The sequence below is a fragment of the Streptomyces sp. NPDC001137 genome (genome assembly GCF_040298885.1).
GTDB lineage: Bacteria > Actinomycetota > Actinomycetes > Streptomycetales > Streptomycetaceae > Streptomyces.
Genome location: NZ_JBEPBA010000014.1, coordinates 24,971 through 45,306, shown reverse-complemented (window position 1 = coordinate 45,306; position 20,336 = coordinate 24,971). Strand labels below are relative to the sequence as shown.

The 20,336-nt window shown below is 71.6% G+C and carries 18 protein-coding genes; 13 read left to right on the top strand and 5 right to left on the bottom strand.

All coding sequences use genetic code 11. The annotated features are described in order from the left end of the window. The first annotated feature begins 5 nt into the window (after positions 1-5). Positions 6-1,340, top strand: coding sequence for an FAD-dependent monooxygenase (locus ABT254_RS26400; RefSeq protein ID WP_351474799.1), 1,335 nt, complete (start codon positions 6-8; stop codon positions 1,338-1,340). A gap of 37 nt (positions 1,341-1,377) precedes the next feature. On the opposite strand, the gene ABT254_RS26395 is transcribed toward ABT254_RS26400, so the two are convergent. Then, the gene (locus ABT254_RS26395) at positions 1,378-1,887 is read right to left on the bottom strand and encodes a MarR family winged helix-turn-helix transcriptional regulator (protein WP_351474796.1); all 510 of its coding nucleotides are present in this window, start codon (positions 1,885-1,887) and stop codon (positions 1,378-1,380) included. Between the two features lie 171 nt (positions 1,888-2,058). On the opposite strand from ABT254_RS26395, the gene ABT254_RS26390 reads away from it, so the two are divergent. From ABT254_RS26390 to ABT254_RS26380, 3 genes are read left to right on the top strand one after another with little or no spacing between them, the layout of a single operon-like run. Next, positions 2,059-2,991, top strand: coding sequence for an EamA family transporter (locus ABT254_RS26390; protein WP_351474793.1), 933 nt, complete (start codon positions 2,059-2,061; stop codon positions 2,989-2,991). Positions 2,992-3,026: 35 nt separating this feature from the next. After that, the gene (locus ABT254_RS26385) at positions 3,027-3,920 is read left to right on the top strand and encodes a DMT family transporter (RefSeq protein WP_351474789.1); all 894 of its coding nucleotides are present in this window, start codon (positions 3,027-3,029) and stop codon (positions 3,918-3,920) included. Positions 3,921-3,929: 9 nt separating this feature from the next. Next, entirely contained in the window at positions 3,930-4,856 is a 927-nt protein-coding gene (locus ABT254_RS26380; RefSeq protein WP_351474787.1) for a LysR substrate-binding domain-containing protein, read from the top strand. On the opposite strand, the gene ABT254_RS26375 is transcribed toward ABT254_RS26380, so the two are convergent. Further along, a complete protein-coding gene (locus ABT254_RS26375; protein ID WP_351474784.1) occupies positions 4,846-5,751 on the bottom strand; it encodes an SDR family oxidoreductase in 906 nt (301 codons plus the stop codon). The two genes, ABT254_RS26380 and ABT254_RS26375, sit on opposite strands and share 11 nt — an antisense overlap. Before the next feature lie 130 nt (positions 5,752-5,881). On the opposite strand from ABT254_RS26375, the gene ABT254_RS26370 reads away from it, so the two are divergent. From ABT254_RS26370 to ABT254_RS26360, 3 genes are all read left to right on the top strand, one after another. Further along, entirely contained in the window at positions 5,882-6,769 is an 888-nt protein-coding gene (locus ABT254_RS26370) for a LysR family transcriptional regulator (RefSeq protein WP_351474782.1), read from the top strand. Between the two features lie 170 nt (positions 6,770-6,939). Further along, positions 6,940-8,268 (top strand): sigma-70 family RNA polymerase sigma factor, encoded by a 1,329-nt coding sequence (locus ABT254_RS26365; RefSeq protein ID WP_502972044.1) that lies wholly within the window; start codon positions 6,940-6,942, stop codon positions 8,266-8,268. A 75-nt stretch (positions 8,269-8,343) separates the two neighbouring features. Then, positions 8,344-9,102 carry an SDR family NAD(P)-dependent oxidoreductase gene (locus ABT254_RS26360; protein ID WP_351474780.1) on the top strand — a complete coding sequence of 253 codons (759 nt, stop codon included), beginning with the start codon at positions 8,344-8,346 and terminating at the stop codon, positions 9,100-9,102. An 87-nt stretch (positions 9,103-9,189) separates the two neighbouring features. Here ABT254_RS26360 and pepN read toward each other — a convergent pair whose 3' ends face one another. Further along, positions 9,190-11,760 (bottom strand): aminopeptidase N, encoded by a 2,571-nt coding sequence (gene pepN, locus ABT254_RS26355; protein ID WP_351474777.1) that lies wholly within the window; start codon positions 11,758-11,760, stop codon positions 9,190-9,192. 157 nt (positions 11,761-11,917) lie between these two features. Between pepN and ABT254_RS26350 the strand changes: the two genes are divergently transcribed. Further along, the gene (locus ABT254_RS26350; RefSeq protein ID WP_351474774.1) at positions 11,918-12,433 is read left to right on the top strand and encodes a DUF1203 domain-containing protein; all 516 of its coding nucleotides are present in this window, start codon (positions 11,918-11,920) and stop codon (positions 12,431-12,433) included. Here ABT254_RS26350 and ABT254_RS26345 read toward each other — a convergent pair. Next, positions 12,375-13,400: an aspartate-semialdehyde dehydrogenase gene (locus ABT254_RS26345; RefSeq protein WP_351474771.1), complete on the bottom strand. Its 1,026-nt coding sequence runs from the start codon at positions 13,398-13,400 to the stop codon at positions 12,375-12,377. The genes ABT254_RS26350 and ABT254_RS26345 overlap by 59 nt on opposite strands. Positions 13,401-13,618: 218 nt before the next feature. On the opposite strand from ABT254_RS26345, the gene ABT254_RS26340 reads away from it, so the two are divergent. Together ABT254_RS26340 and ABT254_RS26335 are read left to right on the top strand one after the other, a co-directional pair. After that, the gene (locus ABT254_RS26340) at positions 13,619-14,146 is read left to right on the top strand and encodes an RNA polymerase sigma factor (protein WP_351475243.1); all 528 of its coding nucleotides are present in this window, start codon (positions 13,619-13,621) and stop codon (positions 14,144-14,146) included. Position 14,147: 1 nt separating this feature from the next. Then, positions 14,148-14,873, top strand: a complete 726-nt coding sequence (locus ABT254_RS26335; protein ID WP_351474768.1) for an anti-sigma factor — start codon at positions 14,148-14,150, stop codon at positions 14,871-14,873. A 66-nt stretch (positions 14,874-14,939) separates the two neighbouring features. On the opposite strand, the gene ABT254_RS26330 is transcribed toward ABT254_RS26335, so the two are convergent. Continuing rightward, positions 14,940-18,227 carry a S8 family serine peptidase gene (locus ABT254_RS26330; RefSeq protein ID WP_351474765.1) on the bottom strand — a complete coding sequence of 1,096 codons (3,288 nt, stop codon included), beginning with the start codon at positions 18,225-18,227 and terminating at the stop codon, positions 14,940-14,942. A 180-nt stretch (positions 18,228-18,407) separates the two neighbouring features. Between ABT254_RS26330 and ABT254_RS26325 the strand changes: the two genes are divergently transcribed. The 3 genes from ABT254_RS26325 to ABT254_RS26315 all read left to right on the top strand — a co-directional run bounded on the left by ABT254_RS26325 (position 18,408) and on the right by ABT254_RS26315 (position 20,299). Continuing rightward, on the top strand, positions 18,408-18,869 hold the full coding sequence (locus ABT254_RS26325; protein ID WP_351474762.1) for an NUDIX hydrolase: 462 nt from the start codon (positions 18,408-18,410) through the stop codon (positions 18,867-18,869). Positions 18,870-18,977: 108 nt separating this feature from the next. Next, positions 18,978-19,397: a hypothetical protein gene (locus ABT254_RS26320; RefSeq protein WP_351474759.1), complete on the top strand. Its 420-nt coding sequence runs from the start codon at positions 18,978-18,980 to the stop codon at positions 19,395-19,397. Further along, positions 19,394-20,299: a serine/threonine kinase C-terminal domain-containing protein gene (locus tag ABT254_RS26315; protein WP_351474756.1), complete on the top strand. Its 906-nt coding sequence runs from the start codon at positions 19,394-19,396 to the stop codon at positions 20,297-20,299. The genes ABT254_RS26320 and ABT254_RS26315 overlap by 4 nt, the downstream gene beginning before the upstream one ends. Positions 20,300-20,336 lie beyond the last annotated feature (37 nt).

Here is a 20,336-nt window from a genome sequence, read left to right as displayed (position 1 = left end):
AACAAGTGTTGCGCCCGCACAAGATCAGCAATCTCTCCCGCGCCTTCGTCCTGCACGCCCGCACCCTCGAGCAGCTCGACGCCCGCGGTCTCGCCGACGGCCTGGAGGCCGTCGGCCGCCCCCTCGACAGCCTCCGCCTCTTCGGCCGCCTCACCATCGAACTCTCCACGCTCCGATCCCGCTTCAACCACCTCCTCGTCATCCCGCAGTACGAGGTGGAGAAGGCCCTGCAACGGCGCGCCGTCGAGGCCGGCGTGGACTTCCGGTACGAGACCGAGCTGACCGGGCTCGTCCAGGACGCGGACGGCGTGACGGAGGTCCGCGGACCCGGCGGGGCCGCCGGCAGTCTGCGGGCCGCGTATGTCGTCGGCACCGACGGCATGCGCAGCGCCGTGCGCGAAGCGATCGGGCTCCCCTTCCCCGGCCGCTCCGCCATCCGCTCCGTCGTCCTCGCGGACGTACGTCTCGCCGAGGAGCCCGAGAACCTGCTGACCGTCAACGCGGTCGGCGACGCCTTCGCCTTCCTCGCGCCCTTCGGCGACGGCTACCACCGCGTGATCGCCTGGAACCGCGCCCGCGACGTCCCCGACGGCGAGCCCCTCGACCTCGACGAGGTCAAGGAGGTCACCCGACTCGCCCTCGGCCGGGACTACGGCATGCACGACGCCCGCTGGATGTCCCGCTTCCACAGCGACGAACGCCAGGCGCCCGCCTACCGGGTGGGCCGTGTCTTCCTCGCGGGGGACGCCGCGCACGTCCACACCCCGGCCGGCGGCCAGGGCATGAACACCGGTCTGCAGGACGCGGCCAACCTGAGCTGGAAGCTGGCCGCCGTCGTCCAGGGCCACTCGGACGCGGCCCTCCTCGACAGCTACCAGGCCGAGCGCCACCCCGTCGGCAAGGCCGTGCTGCGCAGCAGCGGCGGCATCGTCCGCCTCGCGATGGCCAAGCGCCCCTGGGAACTGGCGCTGCGGGCCGCACTCACCGCCTTCCTCAACACCGTGGGCCCGGCCCGGCGTAGGGCGGTCGGCCAGATCACGGGGATCGGCTACCGCTACCCCGCCCCCCGCGGCGCCCACCGCCGCACCGGCACCCGCGTCCCGGACGTCGCCCTGGAAGGCGGCCGCCTCTACGAGACCCTGCGCGGCGGCAGGTTCGTACTGATCACCCCGGAGTCCTACGAGGACCAGGGCGCCCGCAAGGACCGGCTGGCCGTGCAGCGCTGGGCGAGCGACCGGCGGACGACCGTCCTGGTCCGCCCCGACGGGTACGTGGCCTGGGCGGCGGACTCGGCGGACACGGCGCGGATCGAGGACGCCGTGGCCCGGTACGTGGGTTAGTGCGCCGTCGCCCGGTCCAGTGCCCAAATACGTGGGCTCACTGTCCGGCCTCCAGCGTCCCCGCCAGCAACTCCCGCAGCAGGTCGGCCAGTTGGCCGGCCTGTTCGTCGTTCATGGTGGACAGGGCCTCCGTCTGGACGGCCAGGCCGGCGCCGACCGCCTCGTCGATGACCGCCAACCCCTTCTCGGTGAGCGTCACCTGGAGGGCCCGGCGGTCGTGCGGGTCGGGGGAGCGGCGCAGGAGGCCGGCCCTTTCCAGCTTGTCGAGGCGGCCGGTCATGCCGCCCGTGGTGAGCATCAGGGTCGCCGAGAGCTGGCGGGGCGAGAGGGCGTACGGCTCCCCTGAGCGGCGCAGGGTCGCCAGGACGTCGAACTCGCCGCGTCCGATGCCGTAGGGGGCGTACGCCTTCTCCATGCGGTCGCCCATGGTGCGGGAGAGGCGGTAGATCCGCCCGAAGACCTCCATGGCCCTGGTGTCGAGATCCGGTCGCACCCCCGCCCACTGCTCGGTGATCGCGTCGACCGCGTCCTTGCGCTGTGCACTCATGTCCCGAGTATCCGCGGGCGCAGAGTGCCTCGCAAGAAAGTAGCTTGACGGAAAGTTGCTTAGCGCTAAGCTAATCACTGCCAAGCTAATCCAGTCGTCGTCAGGCTCCTGGCGCTCGTCGCCGAGGGCGCATCCGATCCGCACCTCCCGCCACCCCGAAGGAACCCGGTCATGAAACGGACCGCGACCGTTCTGCTCACCGCCCTCGCTCCCGTCTCCTGGGGCACCACCTACGCCGTCACCACCCAGTTCCTCCCGGCCGACCGGCCCCTGTTCACCGCCCTGGCGCGAGCCCTGCCCGCCGGCCTGCTCCTGCTGGCCCTCACCCGGGTGCTGCCGCGCGGTGCCTGGTGGTGGAAGGCGGCCGTGCTCGGTGCGCTGAACATCGGTGCCTTCTTCCCGCTGCTGTTCCTGTCCGCGTACCGGCTGCCCGGCGGCATGGCGGCCGTCGTCGGCTCGGTCGGGCCGCTGTTCGTGGTGGGGCTGTCGGCGCTGCTGCTGGGGCAGCGGCCGACGGGGCGGGCGCTGCTCGCCGGGGTCGTGGCGGCGTTCGGCGTGAGTCTCGTCGTACTGAAGGCGGCCGGAGCGCTCGACCCCGTCGGTGTGCTGGCCGCCCTCGCCTCGTCCGCGTCGATGTCCACCGGCACGGTGCTGACCAAGAAGTGGGGGCGCCCGGCGGGTGTGGGTCCGCTCGCCCTCACCGGCTGGCAACTGACGGCCGGCGGGCTGCTCATCGCCCCGCTCGCCCTCCTCGTCGAGGGCGCCCCGCCCGCCCTGGACGCCCGCGCGGTCGGCGGCTACCTCTACCTCGCCCTCGCCAACACGGCCGTCGCCTACTGGCTCTGGTTCCGGGGCATCGGCCGCCTCACCGCCACCCAGGTCACCTTCCTCGGCCCGCTCTCCCCACTGACCGCGGCCGTGGTCGGGTGGGCGGCACTCGGCCAGGCGCTCACCCCGGTCCAACTCGCGGGCATGGCGCTCGCGTTCGGCGCGACGGTGGCGGGGCAGACGACAAGGTCCGCTCAACCCCAATCGTTCAGTTCTGCTGAAATGAACGGTCGAAAAGATTCGATGGACCTGACAGGTGTGTCGCTGCGACGGTAGATCCACCGAGATCACCCGTCGCAGAAAGGACCTCCGTGGCCGTCGCCCTCGACCGGACCGCCCCCGCCCTCACCGCCCGCTCACTGCGAGGCCTCGCCCTCGCCGCCCTCGCCACCGTCGTCTGGTCGGGCAGCTTCGTCACCTCACGGGCGCTGCACGACAGCGTGCCGCCCGTGCAGCAGGCGTTCTGGCGGTGGGTGGTCGCGTTGGTGGCGGTGGCGCCGTTCGGGGTCCGGCAGGCCTGGCGGCAACGGCAGGTGATCCGGCGTCACCTCGGCTTCGTGCTGCTCGCCTCGCTCCTCGGGGTCGCGGCCTACAACACCCTCGTGAACCAGGCCGGGTTGACCACCCCGGCCGCCAACATGGGCATGATCATGGCCGCCTCACCGGTCCTGATGGTGGTGTTCGAGCGGGCAGGAGGCGTACGGCCGGGCAGGCGCCGGGTCGCCGGGCTGCTGATGGCATGCGCCGGGGTGGCGCTCCTGGTCGGCGATGCGACGGGTCTCGCCTCCGGTGACCTCTGGATGATCGCCGCCGCCTGCTGCTTCGGGTCCTACAGTGCCCTCCTGCGGCGCGGGCCGGCCGAACTCGGCGGTACGGCCTTCCTGTTCACCACCTTCCTGTTCGGTACGGCGATGCTGCTGCCCGCGCAGACCGTGAGCGTGGTGGTGCAGGGCGCCTTCACCCCGACGCCCGGAACCGTCCTCCCGCTCCTCTACGTCGGTATCGCCTCCTCCGCCGTCGCCTTCTTCGCCTGGAACAAGGCGATCGCCCTGGTCGGCGCGGCCCGCGCGGGTGTCGTCTATTACCTCCAGCCGGTGTGCGTGGCCCTGTTGTCCTGGGCCGTGCTCGGCGAACGGGTGGGCCCGGAGCAGCTGCTGTGCATGGCGCTGATCCTCGGCGGGGTGGTGCTGGGAGCCGCCGTATAGGTTGCCGCCATGGTCGAGTGGGACATCCGGAAGCTGCAGATCCTGCGGACGCTCAGGGAGCGGGAGACGGTCACCGCGACCGCCGAGGCGCTGCGGATGACGCCCTCCGCGGTGTCCCAGCAGCTGACCAACCTGGCCAGGCAGGTCGGGGTGCCCCTGCTGGAGGCGCAGGGGCGGCGGGTGCGGCTGACGGACGCGGCGCGGCTGGTGCTGCGGCACGCGGAGGCCGTGTTCGAGCAACTGGAGCGCGCCGACGCCGAGTTGGCGGCCTACACGCAGGGCGAGGCCGGTGAGGTGCGGGTCGGCGCCTTCTCCACGGCCGTACCGGCGCTGGTCGTGCCCGCGGTACGGGCGCTGCGCACCCGGCACCCCGGCGTGACCGTACGGGTGCGGGAGGCGGAGGCGGGGGAGGCGTACGAGCTGCTGGCCGCCGGTGACGTCGACCTCGCGCTCTCCCTCGCCGCCCAGGCCCCGACCGCCGCCGACCCCCGCTTCACCCGCATCCCGCTGCTCGCCGACCCCCTCGACCTCGCCCTGCCCCGCGACCACCGGCTCGCCGCCGCCGAGGGGCTGCGGCTGGCCGACCTCGCCGGGGAGCCGTGGATCTTCGGCGGCAGCGGGCCCTGGTCGGACATCACCCGCGGGGCCTGCGAGGCGGCCGGGTTCAGCCCCGTGCAGGGTCATTCGGCGGCCGGGTGGACGGCGATCCTGGCGATGGTGGAGGCGGGAATGGGGGTCGCGCTGGTGCCGCGGATGGCGGTCGTGGGGAGGGAGGGCGTCGCGATGCGGGAGCTGACGGAGGACCGGCCCCGGCGGCACGTGGTGGCGGCCGTACGGAAAGGGGCCGGGGAAGGGGCGGCCGTGGGGCGGGTGCTCGGGATGCTGCGGGAGGTGGCGGGGGAGCTTGCCGAAGGGGCGCCGGCCGTCACGCGCTGAAGTAGTGCCCCTCCTCCAGATCCTCGATCAGACCGGGGCCCGTCGGCTCCCAGCCGAGCCACTTGCGGGTCAGCGTGTTCGAGGCCGGTGCGTCGAGGCCGACGATGCGGGCCAGCCAGCCGAAGTGGGCGGGTGCCTCCTCGGCGGTGATGCTCCTGACCGGGAGGTCCAGGTGACGGCCGATGACGGCGGCGATGTCGCGGAACGGGACGCTCTCTTCGGCCACGGCGTGCAGACGGGTGCCCGCGGGCGCCGACTCCAGGGCGAGGCGGACCAGGTGTGCCGCGTCCGTGCGGTGCACGGCGGGCCAGCGGTTGGCGCCGTCACCGACGTAGGCCGCGAAGCCCTTCTCGCGGGCGATGGCGATCAGCATCGAGACGAAGCCCTTGTCCCCCCGGCCGTGCACGGTGGGGGAGAACCGGACGGCCGCCGACCTGACCCCGCGGTCGGCCAGCGCCACGGCCGCGTCCTCGTTCCGCGCGCGGACCGCCCCGAACGACTCCGGCGGGGCCGTGTCCTCCTCGGTGTTGAGCCTGCCCGGCTGCAGCAGCGCCGTGCCGGAGGACATCACGAAGGGCTTGTCGGAGCCCTCCAGCGCCGCCCCGATCGCCTCGATGGCCCGCAGGTCGGCCGCGCACGCGGCGGCGAAGTCGAAGTCGGCCGAGAAGTCGTGGATGAAGGCGAAGTGAGCGACGCCGTCGGCCGCGGCCGCCCCCTCGCGCAGGCTCTCCAAGTCGTCCAGCGAGCCGCGCCGCACTTCGGCCCCCGCGGCCGTCAGCGCCGCGGCGGAGGAGTCCGAGCGGGCCAGCCCCGTGACCCGGTGCCCGGCGTCGAGGAGTTCGCGGACGACCGCGGAGCCGATGAAACCGGTCGCGCCCGTGACGAATACGCGCATGGTGCAGCCCTTCGAGGGTGGTGAGTGGATGTGCCTCCATCCTCCGAAGGGCACGGTGGCCGCGTCCAAAGCCTGTTCCGCATGGCGCAATACGGTTCAGGCATCACCGCAGGTGAGTAAGGTGGATGTCATGGCTGACCTCGACCTGCGTCTGGTCCGGTACTTCACGGCCGTGGCCGAGCACCGCCACTTCGGGCGGGCCGCCCAGGCCCTGCACATCACCCAGCCGTCCCTCAGCCGGCAGATCGCGGCCCTGGAGCACCAGCTCGGCGCCCGGCTGCTGGACCGCACCCCGCGCGGCACCCGGCTCACCGAGGCCGGCGAGGTGTTCCTGCCGCGTGCGCGGGCGCTCCTGGGCGCCGCCGAGCAGGCCGCGGCCGAGGCCCGGGCCGCCGCCGAGCCCAGCCGGTTCACCGTCGGCTTCACCAGCGGCCTGATCGTCACCTCGGCCGTGCGCGAGCTGCGGCGCAGGCATCCGGACGCCGACGTACGCAGCCGGCATCTGCGCTGGGACGGGGCGCGCGCCGCTCTGCTCGAACGCCGGGTGGACGCCGTGGTGACCCGACTGCCCTTCGCCACCGACCAGTTGGAGGTGACCGTCCTCTACGACGAGCCCAGGGCCGTGGTGGTCCCCGTCGACCACCGGCTGGCCGGCAAGGAGTCCGTCACCGTCGACGACATCGCGGACGAACCGATGCCCCGCATCACCGGCGCCGACCCCGCCTGGGCGTCCTTCTGGCGCCTGGAACCCCGGCCGGACGGCCGCCCGGTGCCGGACGGCCCCGAGATCCTGGACCTGGAGGACAAGTTCGAGGTCGTCGCCGCTGGGGAGGCCCTGGTCGTCACGGCCTACCCGACCGGCGTCCGCCTGCGCCCCGACGTCACCGCGATCCCGCTGCACGGCGTGGAGCCCAGCCAGGTCGCCCTCGCCACCCGCGCCGACGACCGCCGCCGCCTGGTCTCCGCATTCCGCAAGATCGCCCGCACCCACCTCACCCGACCGTCCGCACCGGCGTGACCGGTGGTCGCTTCCGCCCTCTCGGGTCGGTGGTGGCACGCGTTTCGCGGGGTGGCGCGTAGCTGTCTCGCCCAGCCGTCCGTATCGGTGTGACAACAGGCCCCCTCGGCCCCGTATCGCGGTAGCGTCACACCGTCCCCGTGTGACGCAATGCCTTCACCACCCCGGAGGTGCCCGTGGTCGCCGACGCCTGTGCCAGCTGCGGCAAAGTGCTCCCCGCTCGGGCGGGCCGCACCGGCCGGAGCTCCGTGTACTGCTCGGCCGCGTGCCGGCAGAAGGCGTACCGGGAGCGGCAGGGGGCCGGGACGGGGGCCAGTGTGCAGGGCCTGATCGACGACATCGGGCGGCAGGTCAAGGAACTCACGCCGCAGCCGCCCTCGGTCCTGTACTCCGGGGTGGCCGACCTGTCGGCCGCCGTGGCGCGGCTGCGGCGGGTCGCCCGGACCGCCCGGGAGACCGCGAAGGAGCCCCAGGGGCCCACCGAGCCTTCCGTAACAGCGAAGGCCGTTACGGAAATCCCCCTCACCGAGGCCGACTTCGCCACCCTCACCGAGTCCCACCGCCGGGAGATCCACGTCCACTGCTACCGCATGACGGGCTCCTACGACGACGCCGAGGACCTGGTGCAGGAGACGTTCCTGCGGGCCTGGCGGGCCCGGGAGTCCTTCGAGGGGCGCGCCGGCGCCCGCACCTGGCTGTACCGCATCGCCACCAACGCCTGCCTGGACTTCCAGCGCCGCACCGCCCGCCGCCCGCAGCGCTACGAGCCGATCCCCGGCATGAACCACGGCACCGGCGAGGCACCCGCCCGCATCACCTGGCTCCAGCCCTACCCGGACGACGAGCTGCCCACGGCCGAGGAGGACCGGCCGGACGTCGCCGCCGTCTCCCGCGAGACCCTGGAGCTGGTCTTCCTCGCCGCCATCCAGCACCTCCCGCCCCGCCAGCGGGCCGTACTGATCCTGCGGGACGTGCTGGGCCTCACCGCCGCCGAGACCGCCGAGGCCCTCGACCTGACCGTGGCCTCCGCCAACAGCGCCCTGCAGCGCGCCCGCCCCACCCTCCGCGACCACCTGCCCGGGCAGCGCGCGGAGTGGAGCGCGGGCGAGCCGACGGAGGCCCAACGCACCGTGCTGCAGCGGTACATGACCGCAGCCGAGCAGCTCGACTTCGCCGCGATGACCGACCTGCTCAGCAAGGACGTCACGCTCACCATGCCGCCCAACCCCTTCTGGTTCACCGGCCGCGACGCCCTCGTCGACTTCCTGCGCCCCACCCTCGACCCCGCCTCCCCCATGTTCTTCGGCCACTGGCGCCATCTGCCCGCCCGCGCCAACGGGCAGCTCGCGGCGGGCGGTTACGTCCGCAGACCCGGTACGCACGTCCACCGCGCCCAAGTCCTCGACGTCCTGCGCTTCGACGCCGACGACCGGATCGTGGAGATCACGTCCTTCGAACCGCATCTGTTCCCGGCCTTCGGGCTGCCGCTGCGGCTGTGACGACCGATGAGTGAGCGGGGCGCGGTGCGTCTGTATGGCCGACCGATACGGAACACCTCCACCGAGGAGATCACCATGCTGCTCACCGACAAGACCGCGATCATCTACGGCGCCGGCGGCTCGATCGGCGGTGCGGTCGCCCGCGCCTTCGCCGCCGAGGGCGCCCGCGTCCACCTGGTCGGACGGACCCGAAAGACGCTGGAGGCCGTGGCCGCCGACATCAAGGACGCCGAGGTCGCCGTCATGGACGCCCTCGACGAGGCGGCCGTCGAGGAGCACCTCGCGGGCGTCGGGGACGTCGACATCTCGTTCAACCTCGTCACCCGCGGCGATGTCCAGGGCGCCCCGCTCACCGACCTGCCCGTGGACGACTTCCTGCGGCCGGTTCTGAACGGCGTCCGCGCCAACTTCATCACCGCCCGCGGCGCGGCCCGCCGGATGGCCGAGCGCGGCTCCGGCGTGATCCTCACCCTCAACAGCGGCTCCGCGCACGGCAGTCCGATGATGGGCGGCACGGGTCCCGCCGACGCCGCCATCGACACGCTCGTGCGCAACCTGGCCCTGGAGTGCGGTCCCCGCGGGGTGCGCGCGGTGGGCCTGTGGGCGGCCGGAGTGCCCGAGACCTTCACCGTCGAGAAGCTCTCCGCGGTCAACCCCGCCATCGACGAGGCCGCCGTCCAGGGCATCGTCGAGGGCCTCGCCGGGATGCGCATGACCCGCCGCAACCCGACCCTCGCCGAGGTCGCCGCCACGGCCGTGTTCGTAGCCTCCGACCATGCGGCCGGCATCACCGGCACGTTCGTCAACGTGACGGGCGGGATGATCGCGCGCTGAGCACGGGGACCGGAACCTGAGCGGGGACACGAGAAAGGGCGCCCGGTGCGACACCGGGCGCCCTCGTTCTCGTACGACCGCGGGTGACTACGCCTGCGCGTCCGCAGCCTGCGCCTTCAGCGCCCGCTCCACGCCCGACCGGGACTCGGAGACGAGGCGGCGAAGGGCCGCGCCGGGCTCGGCGGAGGACAGCCAGGCGTCCGTCCGGTCCAGGGTCTCCTGCGAGACCTGGACGGACGGGTAGAGACCGACCGCGATCTGCTGGGCGATCTCGTGCGAGCGGGAGTCCCAGACGTCCTTGACCACCTCGAAGTACTTCTCGGCGTACGGGGCGAGCAGCTCGCGCTGGTCGGTCTGGACGAAGCCCCCGATGACCGCCTCCTGGACGGCGTTCGGCAGCTTGTCGGACTCCACGACCTGCGCCCAGACCTCCGCCTTCGCCTCCGCGGTCGGCCGGGCGGCCCGGGCACTGGCCGCATGGCGCTCGCCCGCGGCCGTCTTGTCCCGCTCGTACTCGCCGGCGATCTCCGTCTCGTCGTAGCGGCCCACCGCGGCCAGCCGGTGCACGAACGCCCAGCGCAGCTCGGTGTCGACGACCAGGCCCTCGATCGTCTGCGAACCGTCGAGGAGCGCCTCCAGCAGGTCCAGCTGCTCCGGCGTCCTCGCGGTCGCCGCGAACGCCCGCGCCCAGGCCAGCTGGTGGTCGCTGCTCGGCTCGGCCGCACGCAGATGGGCCAGCGTGGCGTCGGTCCAGCGGCTGAGCAGGGCCTCGCGGGCGGCCGGGTCGGCGTACAGGTCGATCGCCAGCTTCACCTGGCGGTGCAGCGACTGCACGACACCGATGTCGGACTCCTTGCCGATGCCCGACAGGACCAGCGAGAGGTAGTCGCGGGTCGCGAGCTCCGCGTCCCGCGTCATGTCCCAGGCCGAGGCCCAGCACAGGGCACGGGGGAGCGAGGACTCGAAGTCGCCCAGGTGCTCGGTGACGAACGCCAGGGACTCCTCGTCGAGGCGGACCTTGGCGTACGACAGGTCGTCGTCGTTGAGCAGGACGACGGCCGGGCGGCGCCTGCCCACCAGCTGCGGTACGGCGGTCAGCTCGCCGTCGACGTCCAGCTCGATGCGCTCGTCGCGGACCAGCTTGCCGCTGTCCTCGTCGAGCTCGTAGAGGCCGACCGCGATGCGGTGCGGGCGGAGCGTCGGCTCGCCCTTGGCGCCCGCGGGGAGCGCGGGAGCCTCCTGGCGGATGGCGAAGGAGGTGACGACGCCGGCGGCGTCCGTCTCGATCTCGGGGCGGAGCACGTTGATGCCCGCCGTCTGGAGCCACTTCTCCGACCAGTTCTTCAGGTCCCGGCCGGAGGTCTCCTCCAGCGCGCCCAGCAGGTCGGACAGGCGGGTGTTGCCGTACGCGTGACGCTTGAAGTACGCCTGCACGCCGCCGAAGAACTCGTCCATGCCGACGTAGGCGACAAGCTGCTTCAGGACGCTGGCGCCCTTGGCGTAGGTGATGCCGTCGAAGTTCACCAGCACGTCGTCGAGATCGCGGATCTCGGCCATGATCGGGTGCGTGGAAGGCAGCTGGTCCTGCCGGTAGGCCCACGTCTTCATGGAGTTGGCGAACGAGGTCCAGGAGTGCGGCCAGCGCGACTGGGGGTGGTGCGCCTGGCAGGCGATGGAGGTGTAGGTGGCGAACGACTCGTTCAGCCACAGGTCGTTCCACCACTCCATGGTGACCAGGTCGCCGAACCACATGTGGGCCAGCTCGTGCAGGATGGTCTCCGCGCGCAGCTCGTACGAGGCGTCGGTGACCTTGGAGCGGAACACGTACTGGTCCCGGATGGTCACCGCACCGGCGTTCTCCATCGCGCCCGCGTTGAACTCCGGCACGAACAGCTGGTCGTACTTCTTGAACGGGTACGCGTAGTCGAACTTCTCCTGGAACCACTCGAAGCCCTGCCGGGTGACCTCGAAGATGGCGTCGGAGTCGAGGAACTCGGCGAGCGAGGGCCGGCAGTAGATGCCCAGCGGCACGCTCTGCCCGTCCTTCTCGTACACGCTGTGCACGGAGTGGTACGGCCCGACGATCAGCGCCGTGATGTACGACGAGATCCGCGGCGTCGGCTCGAAGACCCAGGTGTCGTCCTTGGGCTCGGGCGTCGGCGAGTTGGAGATGACGGTCCAGCCGGAGGGCGCCTTCACCGTGAACTGGAAGGTCGCCTTGAGGTCCGGCTGCTCGAACGACGCGAACACGCGGCGGGCGTCCGGGACCTCGAACTGGGTGTAGAGATAGGCCTGCTGGTCGACCGGGTCGACGAAGCGGTGCAGCCCCTCCCCGGTGTTGGTGTAGGCGCAGTCGGCGACCACGCGCAGGATGTTCCGCCCCTCGAGCAGTCCCGGAAGGGCGATCCGCGAGTCCTCGAAGACCTCGGCGGGGTCGAGGTCGTCGCCGTTGAGCGTCACCTCGTGGACGGTCGGGGCCACCAGGTCGATGAAGGACTCGGCCCCGTTTTCGGCCACGTCGAAACGCACCGTCGTCACGGACCGGTAGGTGCCGCCCTCCTGCGCGCCGGAGAGGTCGAGATCGATCTCGTACGAGTCAACGGTGAGCAGCTTCGCCCGCTGCTGTGCCTCTTCGCGAGTCAGGTTTGTGCCAGGCACGCGGTCATCTCCTCGTCATGTGTGGGTTCAGCCATCCTTCCACGGGACCGGGAGCAGGGCGACGAGGGTTTTCCCGATGGATCAGCCGGTCAGCAACCCGGACCGCCACGTCCGAATCCCGCCGGTCCCGCGGCCCCGCCCGCGCCAGCCTGGACGCATGACGACGTACACCGCACGACCCATCGCCCCGTCCGTCCTCGAGGAACTGCGCGCCGTCGACGACGCGGGCCGTCCGACGGTCCCCGCGGCCGACGACGAGGGCGGCGCCCCGCTGCGCTGCTGTCTGCGCCGCAGCGAGCCGGGGGAGCGCATCGCCCTCGTGTCGTACGCGCCCCTGCGCCGGTGGGCGGCCGAGACGGGCGCCGAGCCCGGGGCCTACGACGAGCAGGGGCCCGTTTTCATCCACGCGGACGAGTGCCCGGGCCCCGACGGCGACCGCCACCCCTTCGACGATGCCCACCGCACGGTCCGCCGCTACTCCGCCGAGGGGCACATCCTGGGCGGGCAGCTGGTCGAGGCGCCCGACGACGAAGCCTTCCGTAACGCGTTCGACGACCCGGAAGTGGCGCTCGTCCACGTCCGGGCCGTCGAGTACGGCTGTTTCCTCTACGAGGTCAGGAGGCCTTGGAGTTCAGCTCCGCAGCCACCAGCTCCGCGATCTGCACGGCGTTGAGCGCCGCGCCCTTGCGGAGGTTGTCGTTGGAGATGAACAGGGCCAGGCCGTTGTCCACCGTCTCGTCGCGGCGGATGCGGCCGACGTAGGACGGGTCCTGGCCGGCGGCCTGAAGGGGGGTCGGGATGTCGGAGAGCGCGACGCCCGGGGCGCCCGCCAGCAGCTCCGTGGCGCGCTCCGGGGAGATCGGGCGGGCGAAGCGGGCGTTGACCTGGAGGGAGTGGCCCGAGAAGACCGGGACACGGACGCAGGTGCCGGAGACCTTGAGCTCGGGGATCTCCAGGATCTTGCGGGACTCGTTGCGGAGCTTCTGCTCCTCGTCCGTCTCGTTCAGACCGTCCTCGACGAGGTTGCCCGCGAAGGGGAGGACGTTGAAGGCGATGGGGCGCTTGTAGACACCGGGCTCCGGGAAGTCGACCGCGCCGCCGTCGTGCGTGAGCTTGTCGGCGTCGGCGACGACCTTCTGCACCTGGCCGTGCAGCTCCGCGACGCCCGCGAGACCCGAGCCGGACACCGCCTGGTAGGTGGCGACGACCAGCGCCTCGAGGCCCGCCTCCGCGTGCAGCACCTTCAGGACCGGCATCGCGGCCATCGTCGTGCAGTTCGGGTTGGCGATGATGCCCTTGGGGCGGTCCGCGATCGCGTGCGGGTTCACCTCGGAGACGACCAGCGGGACCTGCGGGTCCTTGCGCCAGGCCGAGGAGTTGTCGATCACGACGGGGCCCTGCGCGGCGACCTTCTCGGCCAGCGCCTTCGAGGTCGCGCCGCCCGCGGAGAACAGCACGATGTCGAGGCCGGAGTAGTCGGCGGTCGCCGCGTCCTCCACGGTCACACCGTCCAGGACCGAGCCCGCCGAGCGCGCGGAGGCGAACAGGCGCAGCTGGGTGACGGGGAAGTTCCGCTCCGTGAGGATCCTGCGCATGACCGTGCCGACCTGTCCGGTGGCTCCGACGATTCCGACCCTCACAGCGACTCCCTCTGTGTGTGTTCCACGTGTACGTGCATGTCTGCGGCTTTTCCATCATGCGGCCGACCGGGGTCCGCCTGTCCAATTCTTTGCGCTCCATGCCCGAGGAGTGGACTGCCGGACGGTGTGACGTACACCTCTGGACGATTTTCCCGGGATCGGCCGAACGTTTCCGGGCGCTGCGGCGTCGTAGAGGAAACGCGGTGAGGGGGTGGCTTGTGCTGCGCAGAAAGGCCCGCCGTGGCCAGGGGGACGATCATGGCGATCCTCTGGACGCGGCTCAGGAACGCCGGGTGCGGGCGGTGCTCGCACTGGGCGGGGTGCCGCAGACGGACCTGCCGGACGGGGTGCAGCAGGTCCGTCTGCGGCTGCTGGAGCGGGCCGCGAAGGGGTACGAGGCCCCGCGCGACGTCTCCGCATGGGCGGCCGTCGTCGCCTCCAACCTGGCCATGGACTGGCACCGGGCCAAGAAACGGCAGGAGCGGATCGGTGAGCGGCTCGCCTCGCTGCGCCAGCTGGAGCACCCGTCGGGAGAGGACACCAGCCTGCTCTCCCTGGCCGTCGCCCAGGGCCTCGACGAGCTTCCCGACGCCCAGCGCCAGGTCCTCGTCCTGCGCTTCTACGCCGACCTGCCCGTCCGCTCGATAGCCGACGAGCTCGGCATCCCGGAGGGCACGGTCAAGAGCAGGCTGCACACCGCGGTACGGGCCCTGCGCGCCCGCCTGCACGAGGACGAGGTGGTGTGAGATGACCGCCGAACACAACGGCGTCGACGCGCTGATGGCCGCGATCACCGGCGAGGAGCTGCCGGAGGAGGCCCGCGCGGACGCCGCCTTCACCGCCGAGCACCGCAGGGCGACGGCCGATGTGGCGCTGCTGCGCCGGCAGCTCGGGATCATCGGGGACGCGCTGGCCGAGGAGCCGCGCCCGGAGCGGACACCCGCCGTGGTGCGGGCGCCGCGGGACTGGCGCCGGGCGCGCAGGTTCGCCTTCGGCTCCCTCGCCGTGGCCGCCGTCGCGACCGTGCTGTCGGGGCTGGGCTGGCTGCTGGTGCAGGCGAACAGCGGCGTCGACACGATGTCGGGCGGCAGCGCCGACTCGGCGGCGTCCAAGGCGGACCGCAGCGCCGAGGCCGGCTCCGCCTTCTCCAGCCCCGGCTACCTCTCCTGCACCCGCCTGGTCGCCGAGGGCGAGGTGAGGGCGGTGGAGCCGGTCCACGGGAGCGCCGGGCAGGAGCGGGTCACCCTGGACGTGACCCGCTCCTACAAGCCGGAGAAGTCCAGGAAGGAGATCACCCTGCTGATCGAGGACGAGACCCTCCGCAAGGCGCTCCACAAGGGCGACCACATCCTGGTGTCCGTCCCGCCGCAGTCCGCCGTCCCGGACTACGTGATCGTCGGCGAGAAGTCGATCGCCCGCGAACGCGCCGGGCTCGCTCGCGCGCTGCCCGAATCGGCCGAGGTCACCTGCTGACCGGGCCCGCTGACAGGAAAGGGCGGGCGCCCGTACGGACGCCCGCCCTCACTCCCGTACCACTGGCTACGGAGTGACCTTCTCGATCTTCACGCTGCCGGTGCCCGCGGCCGTGCCGCGTGCGTTCACCAGCTGGACCTGGCCGAAGAACTCCCGGCCCTCAGGAGCGGCCGCCGCGGCGGTGACGCTGCCGGAGACGGTCGCCGAGTCGCCCGTACCGAGCTTGACCGGTGCCGAGTCGTCGACGGTGACGGCGCCCAGGGACGCGGAGAAGAAGACGTCCCGGTAGTCGTACGCCGTGGAGCCGGACGGGACCGAGTAGCCCGCGACCTCGATGGTGTACGTGCCGGCGGCCGGGTTGGCGACCGAGACGGCCTCCTCCGAGTCGCCGTCGGCGGACTGGCCGACGACCGTGCCGGCCGCGTTCTTCACCACCAGGTCGAGGTCGGCGGACGCGTCGGAGACGTTGCCGATCGCGACGTCCAGCGACTTGGCGCCCGCGGGCACCTCGACCGTGGTGGTCTGCGTCTCGCCCTCCTTGATGGTCGGGCGGGCCGTCTTGGACGAGCCGAGCGGGCCGCCGACCAGCTTGCCGTCGAGCGCGGCGAGCTTGTTCGTCACCTTCCAGGAGACGGCGGCCGGGGTGCCGACCTTCGCCTCGGGGACGGTCACGGTCTGCGGGTCGAAGGCCGCGCCGAGGACGGCGACGTCCAGCTTGTACGGGTTGTCGAGCAGCGGCGACGTACGGCGCGACTCGACCTCGATCTCCCAGACGCCGGCCTGCGGGTCCGCGTACGAACGCACGTCGGGCTTGCAGCCGTTGCCGTCGAGGTAGTTGTTGTAGCAGTTCGGGGTGGAGGTGGTGTCGACCGGAGTGCCGTACGGGTGGATGGCGATGAACCGGGTCTGGCTCTTGTCCTGCAGCCCGCCGATGGCGACCTCGAGGGACTTGGCGCCCGCCGGCACGGTCACGAAGTACGACTGGGTGCTGTTGCGCTGCACCGTGTTCGAGGCCGTGAAGGTGTAGTTCACCGGCGTCGAGACCACGACCGCGGCGAGGATCTGCTTGTCGACGCCCTCGGTGCTCGGGTCGTCGACGTCGAGGATCGCGCTCTTGATGCCCGCGGACCTCGGGTTCGCCTGCACCTTGACGGTCACCGGCTGGTTCAGCGGCAGCTTCACCCAGTCCTTGCCGACGATCCGGAAGGTGTCACCGGCGTTGTTCTCGATGCTCAGCTCGTGCCAGACGGACTTGGCGGAGCCGGTGGTCCGGGTGATCGTGACGTCGTACGTCTTCCTGTCACCCGCCTTGAGGCCGCCCTCACGGTCGTAGAGACCGGTGCCGAAGCCCGGCGTCTTCAGCGCCTGGTCGAGCGCGGTGTCGACCGGGGCCTTGACGGTGTAGTCATTCGCGGTTGCGCCGTCGCGGATCGCGTCCCAGGCGTCGACGATGTCGATGCGGCCCGCGCCCTCCTCGTAGGCCTGAACGCCCTTGATGTGGTGGGCGGTCGAGGTGAGAGCCGTGCGCAGGGTGGCGGGCTTGAGCTCGATGTGCTTCTGCTTGGCGGCCGACAGCAGCAGCGCGCTCGCGCCCGTGGCCTGCGGGGAGGCCATGGACGTGCCCTGCAGCATGGAGTAACCGGCCGGCAGCGAGTAACCCGACTCGGCGACCGGGGAGCCCGGCAGCCAGGTCTGGGTGGTGTTGATGGCGGCACCGGGCGCGACGAGCGTCGGCGTGAAGCCGCCGTCCTCACGCGGGCCGCGGGAGGAGAAGGGCATCATCGCGTACTTCTTCTCCACGACCGAGCCGTAGTTGGACGCCCAGGTCGCCTTGGAGATGGCGGCGCCCACGGAGATCACCTTGTCGGCCAGCCCCGGGTCGCCGATGGTGTTCGCGCCCGGGCCGGAGTTGCCCGCCGAGATCACCAGCTGCACGCCGTAGGTGTCGATGAGCCGCGTGTACAGCTCGGCGCGCGCGTTGTTGCCGTCGTTGAGCGCCGGGAGACCGCCGATCGACATGTTGACGATGTCGACACCGCGGTTCACGACGAGGTCGATCATGCCCTCGGTGAGCGCGACATTGGTGCAGCCGCCGGTCCAGGTGCAGGCACGGGAGGAGACGATCTTCGCGCCGGGGGCGGCGCCGTTCATCTTCCCGCCGAACAGGCCGTTGGCGGCGGTGATGCCGGCGACGTGCGTGCCGTGCTCGGACTCGATGACGCCGATGTTGACGAAGTCGGCCTTCTTGCCGACCCAGTCGCCGCCGTACGGGTCCATCGGCACGTCCTTGCGGATCTGCACGACGAACGGCTGGCGCTCCACGACGTCGGTGGCCGGGTTGTCGGTCCCGAAGTAACCGATCTGGTAGCCGTCCTTGTACGGCTTCATCGGCGTGTCGTCGCTGAAGTCGAAGTTGTTGTTCAGGTCGACGCGGACGGTCCCGGCGGCGGCGTCGTAGAGGACGCCCCACTTGTCCGTGGTGTCCCCGTCCCGGTTGGCGTCGCCCTTCGCGTCGCCGCCCGCGGTGGCGGCCTCGCTGAAGGTGCTGACCTGGTACGAACCGGCGGGCGCCGTCCAGGTACGGCCGCCGAAGGTGAAGGTGGGCCCGGAGACGGAGGTCACCATCGGGCGCCAGGTGGCGTCGCTGTCGACGATCGGGTCGGTCGCCGTCACCCAGTCGACGATCTTCCGCTCACCGGTGGTGGTCTTCTGCAGCGCCGGGTGGCCGAGGTCGACGCCGGAGTCCAGGATGCCGATGGTGACGCCGCGGCCGTCCGCCTTCGGGTGGTCCTCCACGAAGTCGACGGCGCCCGTCTCGAAGGACGGGTTGTACGGGTTCTCGGCGGGCGTGTTCTTGTCCGGCGCGGGGTAACTGGCCGCCCCCGAGGCCGACTTGGAGCCGCTCGTCGCGCTCGGGTCGTCCAGGGGTATCTCCTCGCGCAGGTCGATGCCGTGCACGGAGGAGAGCTTCGCGGCGGCGGCGATGGCCGCGTCCGCCTTCGAGGTGGGGACGGTGGCGCGGACGTAACCGAGCTTGTCGTACGTCCGGCCGACCGAGCCGCCCTTGACCGCGTCCAGCTGCCCGGCGACCTGCTCGGTCTGCCCCGGGGCGGTGGCGATCATCATCGTGACGTTCTTGTCGCCGTCGGCCTTGGCCTCGGCGAGCAGGTCCGCGTCGTCTGAACCGAGCTTTTTCTGTGCGGACTTGACGCTGCCGTCCGAGGGGGCCGTGGAGCCCGGGGACGGCGCGTCGGCGGAGAAGGCCATGGGTATCGGCCCGGCCGCGGAGAGCGCGGCGACGAGACCGGCGGCCACGGCTATTCGGGCCACGGGTCTGCGGGGGGTGAGGGTCATCGGCATCCCTTGGAGTGAAGATTTCAGTGCCGGACGAGCGCAGCTTTACCCAAGGGACAGTTGTTTGGGAAGTGTTGACCGAAACGATATGGACGTATGGGGAAAACCCCCGATTCCCTTTACGGGGATGAGTCCGCAATAGTGCCAAATGAACCGGCGGTTCCGGACTAACGTCCCTACGTGCGCAGGAAACTGAGGGTGGCGGCCTACGCCATATGCGTCCGCGACGACCAGCTCCTTCTGGCCCGCTGGATCGACGAGAAGGGCCGCCCCGAGTGGACCCTGCCCGGCGGCGGCCTGGAACACGGCGAGGACCCCTACGACGCCGCCCTGCGGGAGGTGGAGGAGGAGACCGGCTACCACATGGAGCTCACCGCCCTCCTGGGTGTGGACTCGATCCGCCGCACCGCCCCGCGCCACCTCGGACGGTCCGTCGACCATCACGGCGTCCGGCTCGTGTACGAGGGCCGGGTGACCGGCGGCGAACTCCGCCACGAGATCGGCGGCTCGACGGACATGGCGGCCTGGCACCCCCTGGAGACGGTGCCCGGGCTGCGCCGGGTCGCACTGGTCGACGTGGGACTGACGCTGTGGCGGGAGCGGCCGGCTGCGGGGCGGGTGCCGATGACTGCCGAAGACTGACAAAGGGTCGTATGCCCGTATGGGTTCCATGTCATCTCCCTCCCGGATCAATCCCCCGTCTGGGATGCTGGGGCGAGCTGAACGGCGCCATCGCCGAGGGGGACGGCCATGGAGTGGAACGCGTCCATCACATACGGCGCACTGGGCGGCCTCGTCGTGGAGATCGTCGTCTTCTACGGGCGGATCGCGGCCTGGCAGACGGCCCGGCACCGCGCGCTGGCGAATAACCGTCGGCGCGACCGTCTGCCGCGCCTCGACAAGTACATCGACCCGCCGTCCGACGCCCTGGCCGCGCTGACCCGGCTGTCGCTGGGGGCGGGCGCAGGATGGATCTTCCATCCGCAGCTGACGGGGGCGCTGGCGACGGTCGCGGTCGGAGCGTCGGCGCCTGCGCTGCTCAGGCAGTTGGGGAGCGCGCGGACCCTGCAGGCGGTACTGGGCGGAAGTGGCCCGCCGGGTCCGCCGGGCCCCCCGAGCGGGGATGCGGCCGCGGCCGTGCCGGGCGGCTCGGAGGTGCTGGAGTCATGAAGGGACTGGCACAGCGCTACTTGGCCTCACTGACGGACTCCAGCCCCGAGGCCTGGGACCGCCTGATCGCGCAGGGGCGGCGGCGGGATCTGCCGTTGTGGCGGAGGTATGTGGCGTCGCTGCTGGATGTGAATGCGGATGCGGTCGTGGCGGGGCGGGAGCGGCTCGAGGGGGAGGTGCTGGAGCAAGAACGGGCGGAACGGGATCCGCCGGCGTCGACGGTGTATTACACGCTCGACTCGACGATCGACGTGAGGGGCGGCGGGCCGGTTCCCGGAGGGCGCCGGGTGTTTGCGGGGATCATGCTCGCGGCGGCCGCGTTCGCCGCCGTCGTCGCGCTGGGCTTCTCCCTCGTCCTGATCGGTCGAGAGGCGGAGAACGCTGTTGGCGCTGCACCACCGCTCAGCCCCGCGCCGTCGACCGGTGAGGCCAGTCGTACGGGATCGCCGACCGTCGAGGGCACGAGCCGTCCGACCAGTCTGCCGCCGCGCGCACATGAAGAAGCAGGCGGATATGCGTGGGTGACGCCCACGGGTTGGCGCCGTGACGTGAAGACTGGCAACGAGGTCCACTACGCCTCGCCCGACGGCGCACAGGAGCTTGCGGCCAAGTCGTCCCTCGCCCGCGGCGACCTGATGGAGACCTGGCAGAAGTCGGAGCAGAACGCACACCAGGGCCAGGGCTACCGGAAGATCCGCCTGGAGAAGACGACGTTCGACGGTAACCCGGCCGTGGTCTGGGAGTACACCTTCACCCTGAAGGGCACTCCCTGGCACGCCCGGCTGCTGGGCTTCGAGCAGGACGGGAAGTCGTACCAGATCAACACCTGGTACCACCCGGACATCGAAGCCCAGGCCCTCAAGATCTACGACAAGGTCAAGGGCAGCTTCACGGTGCTGTGAACTCCCTTCACTACCCAGAAAGATGAACGCGGAGTGA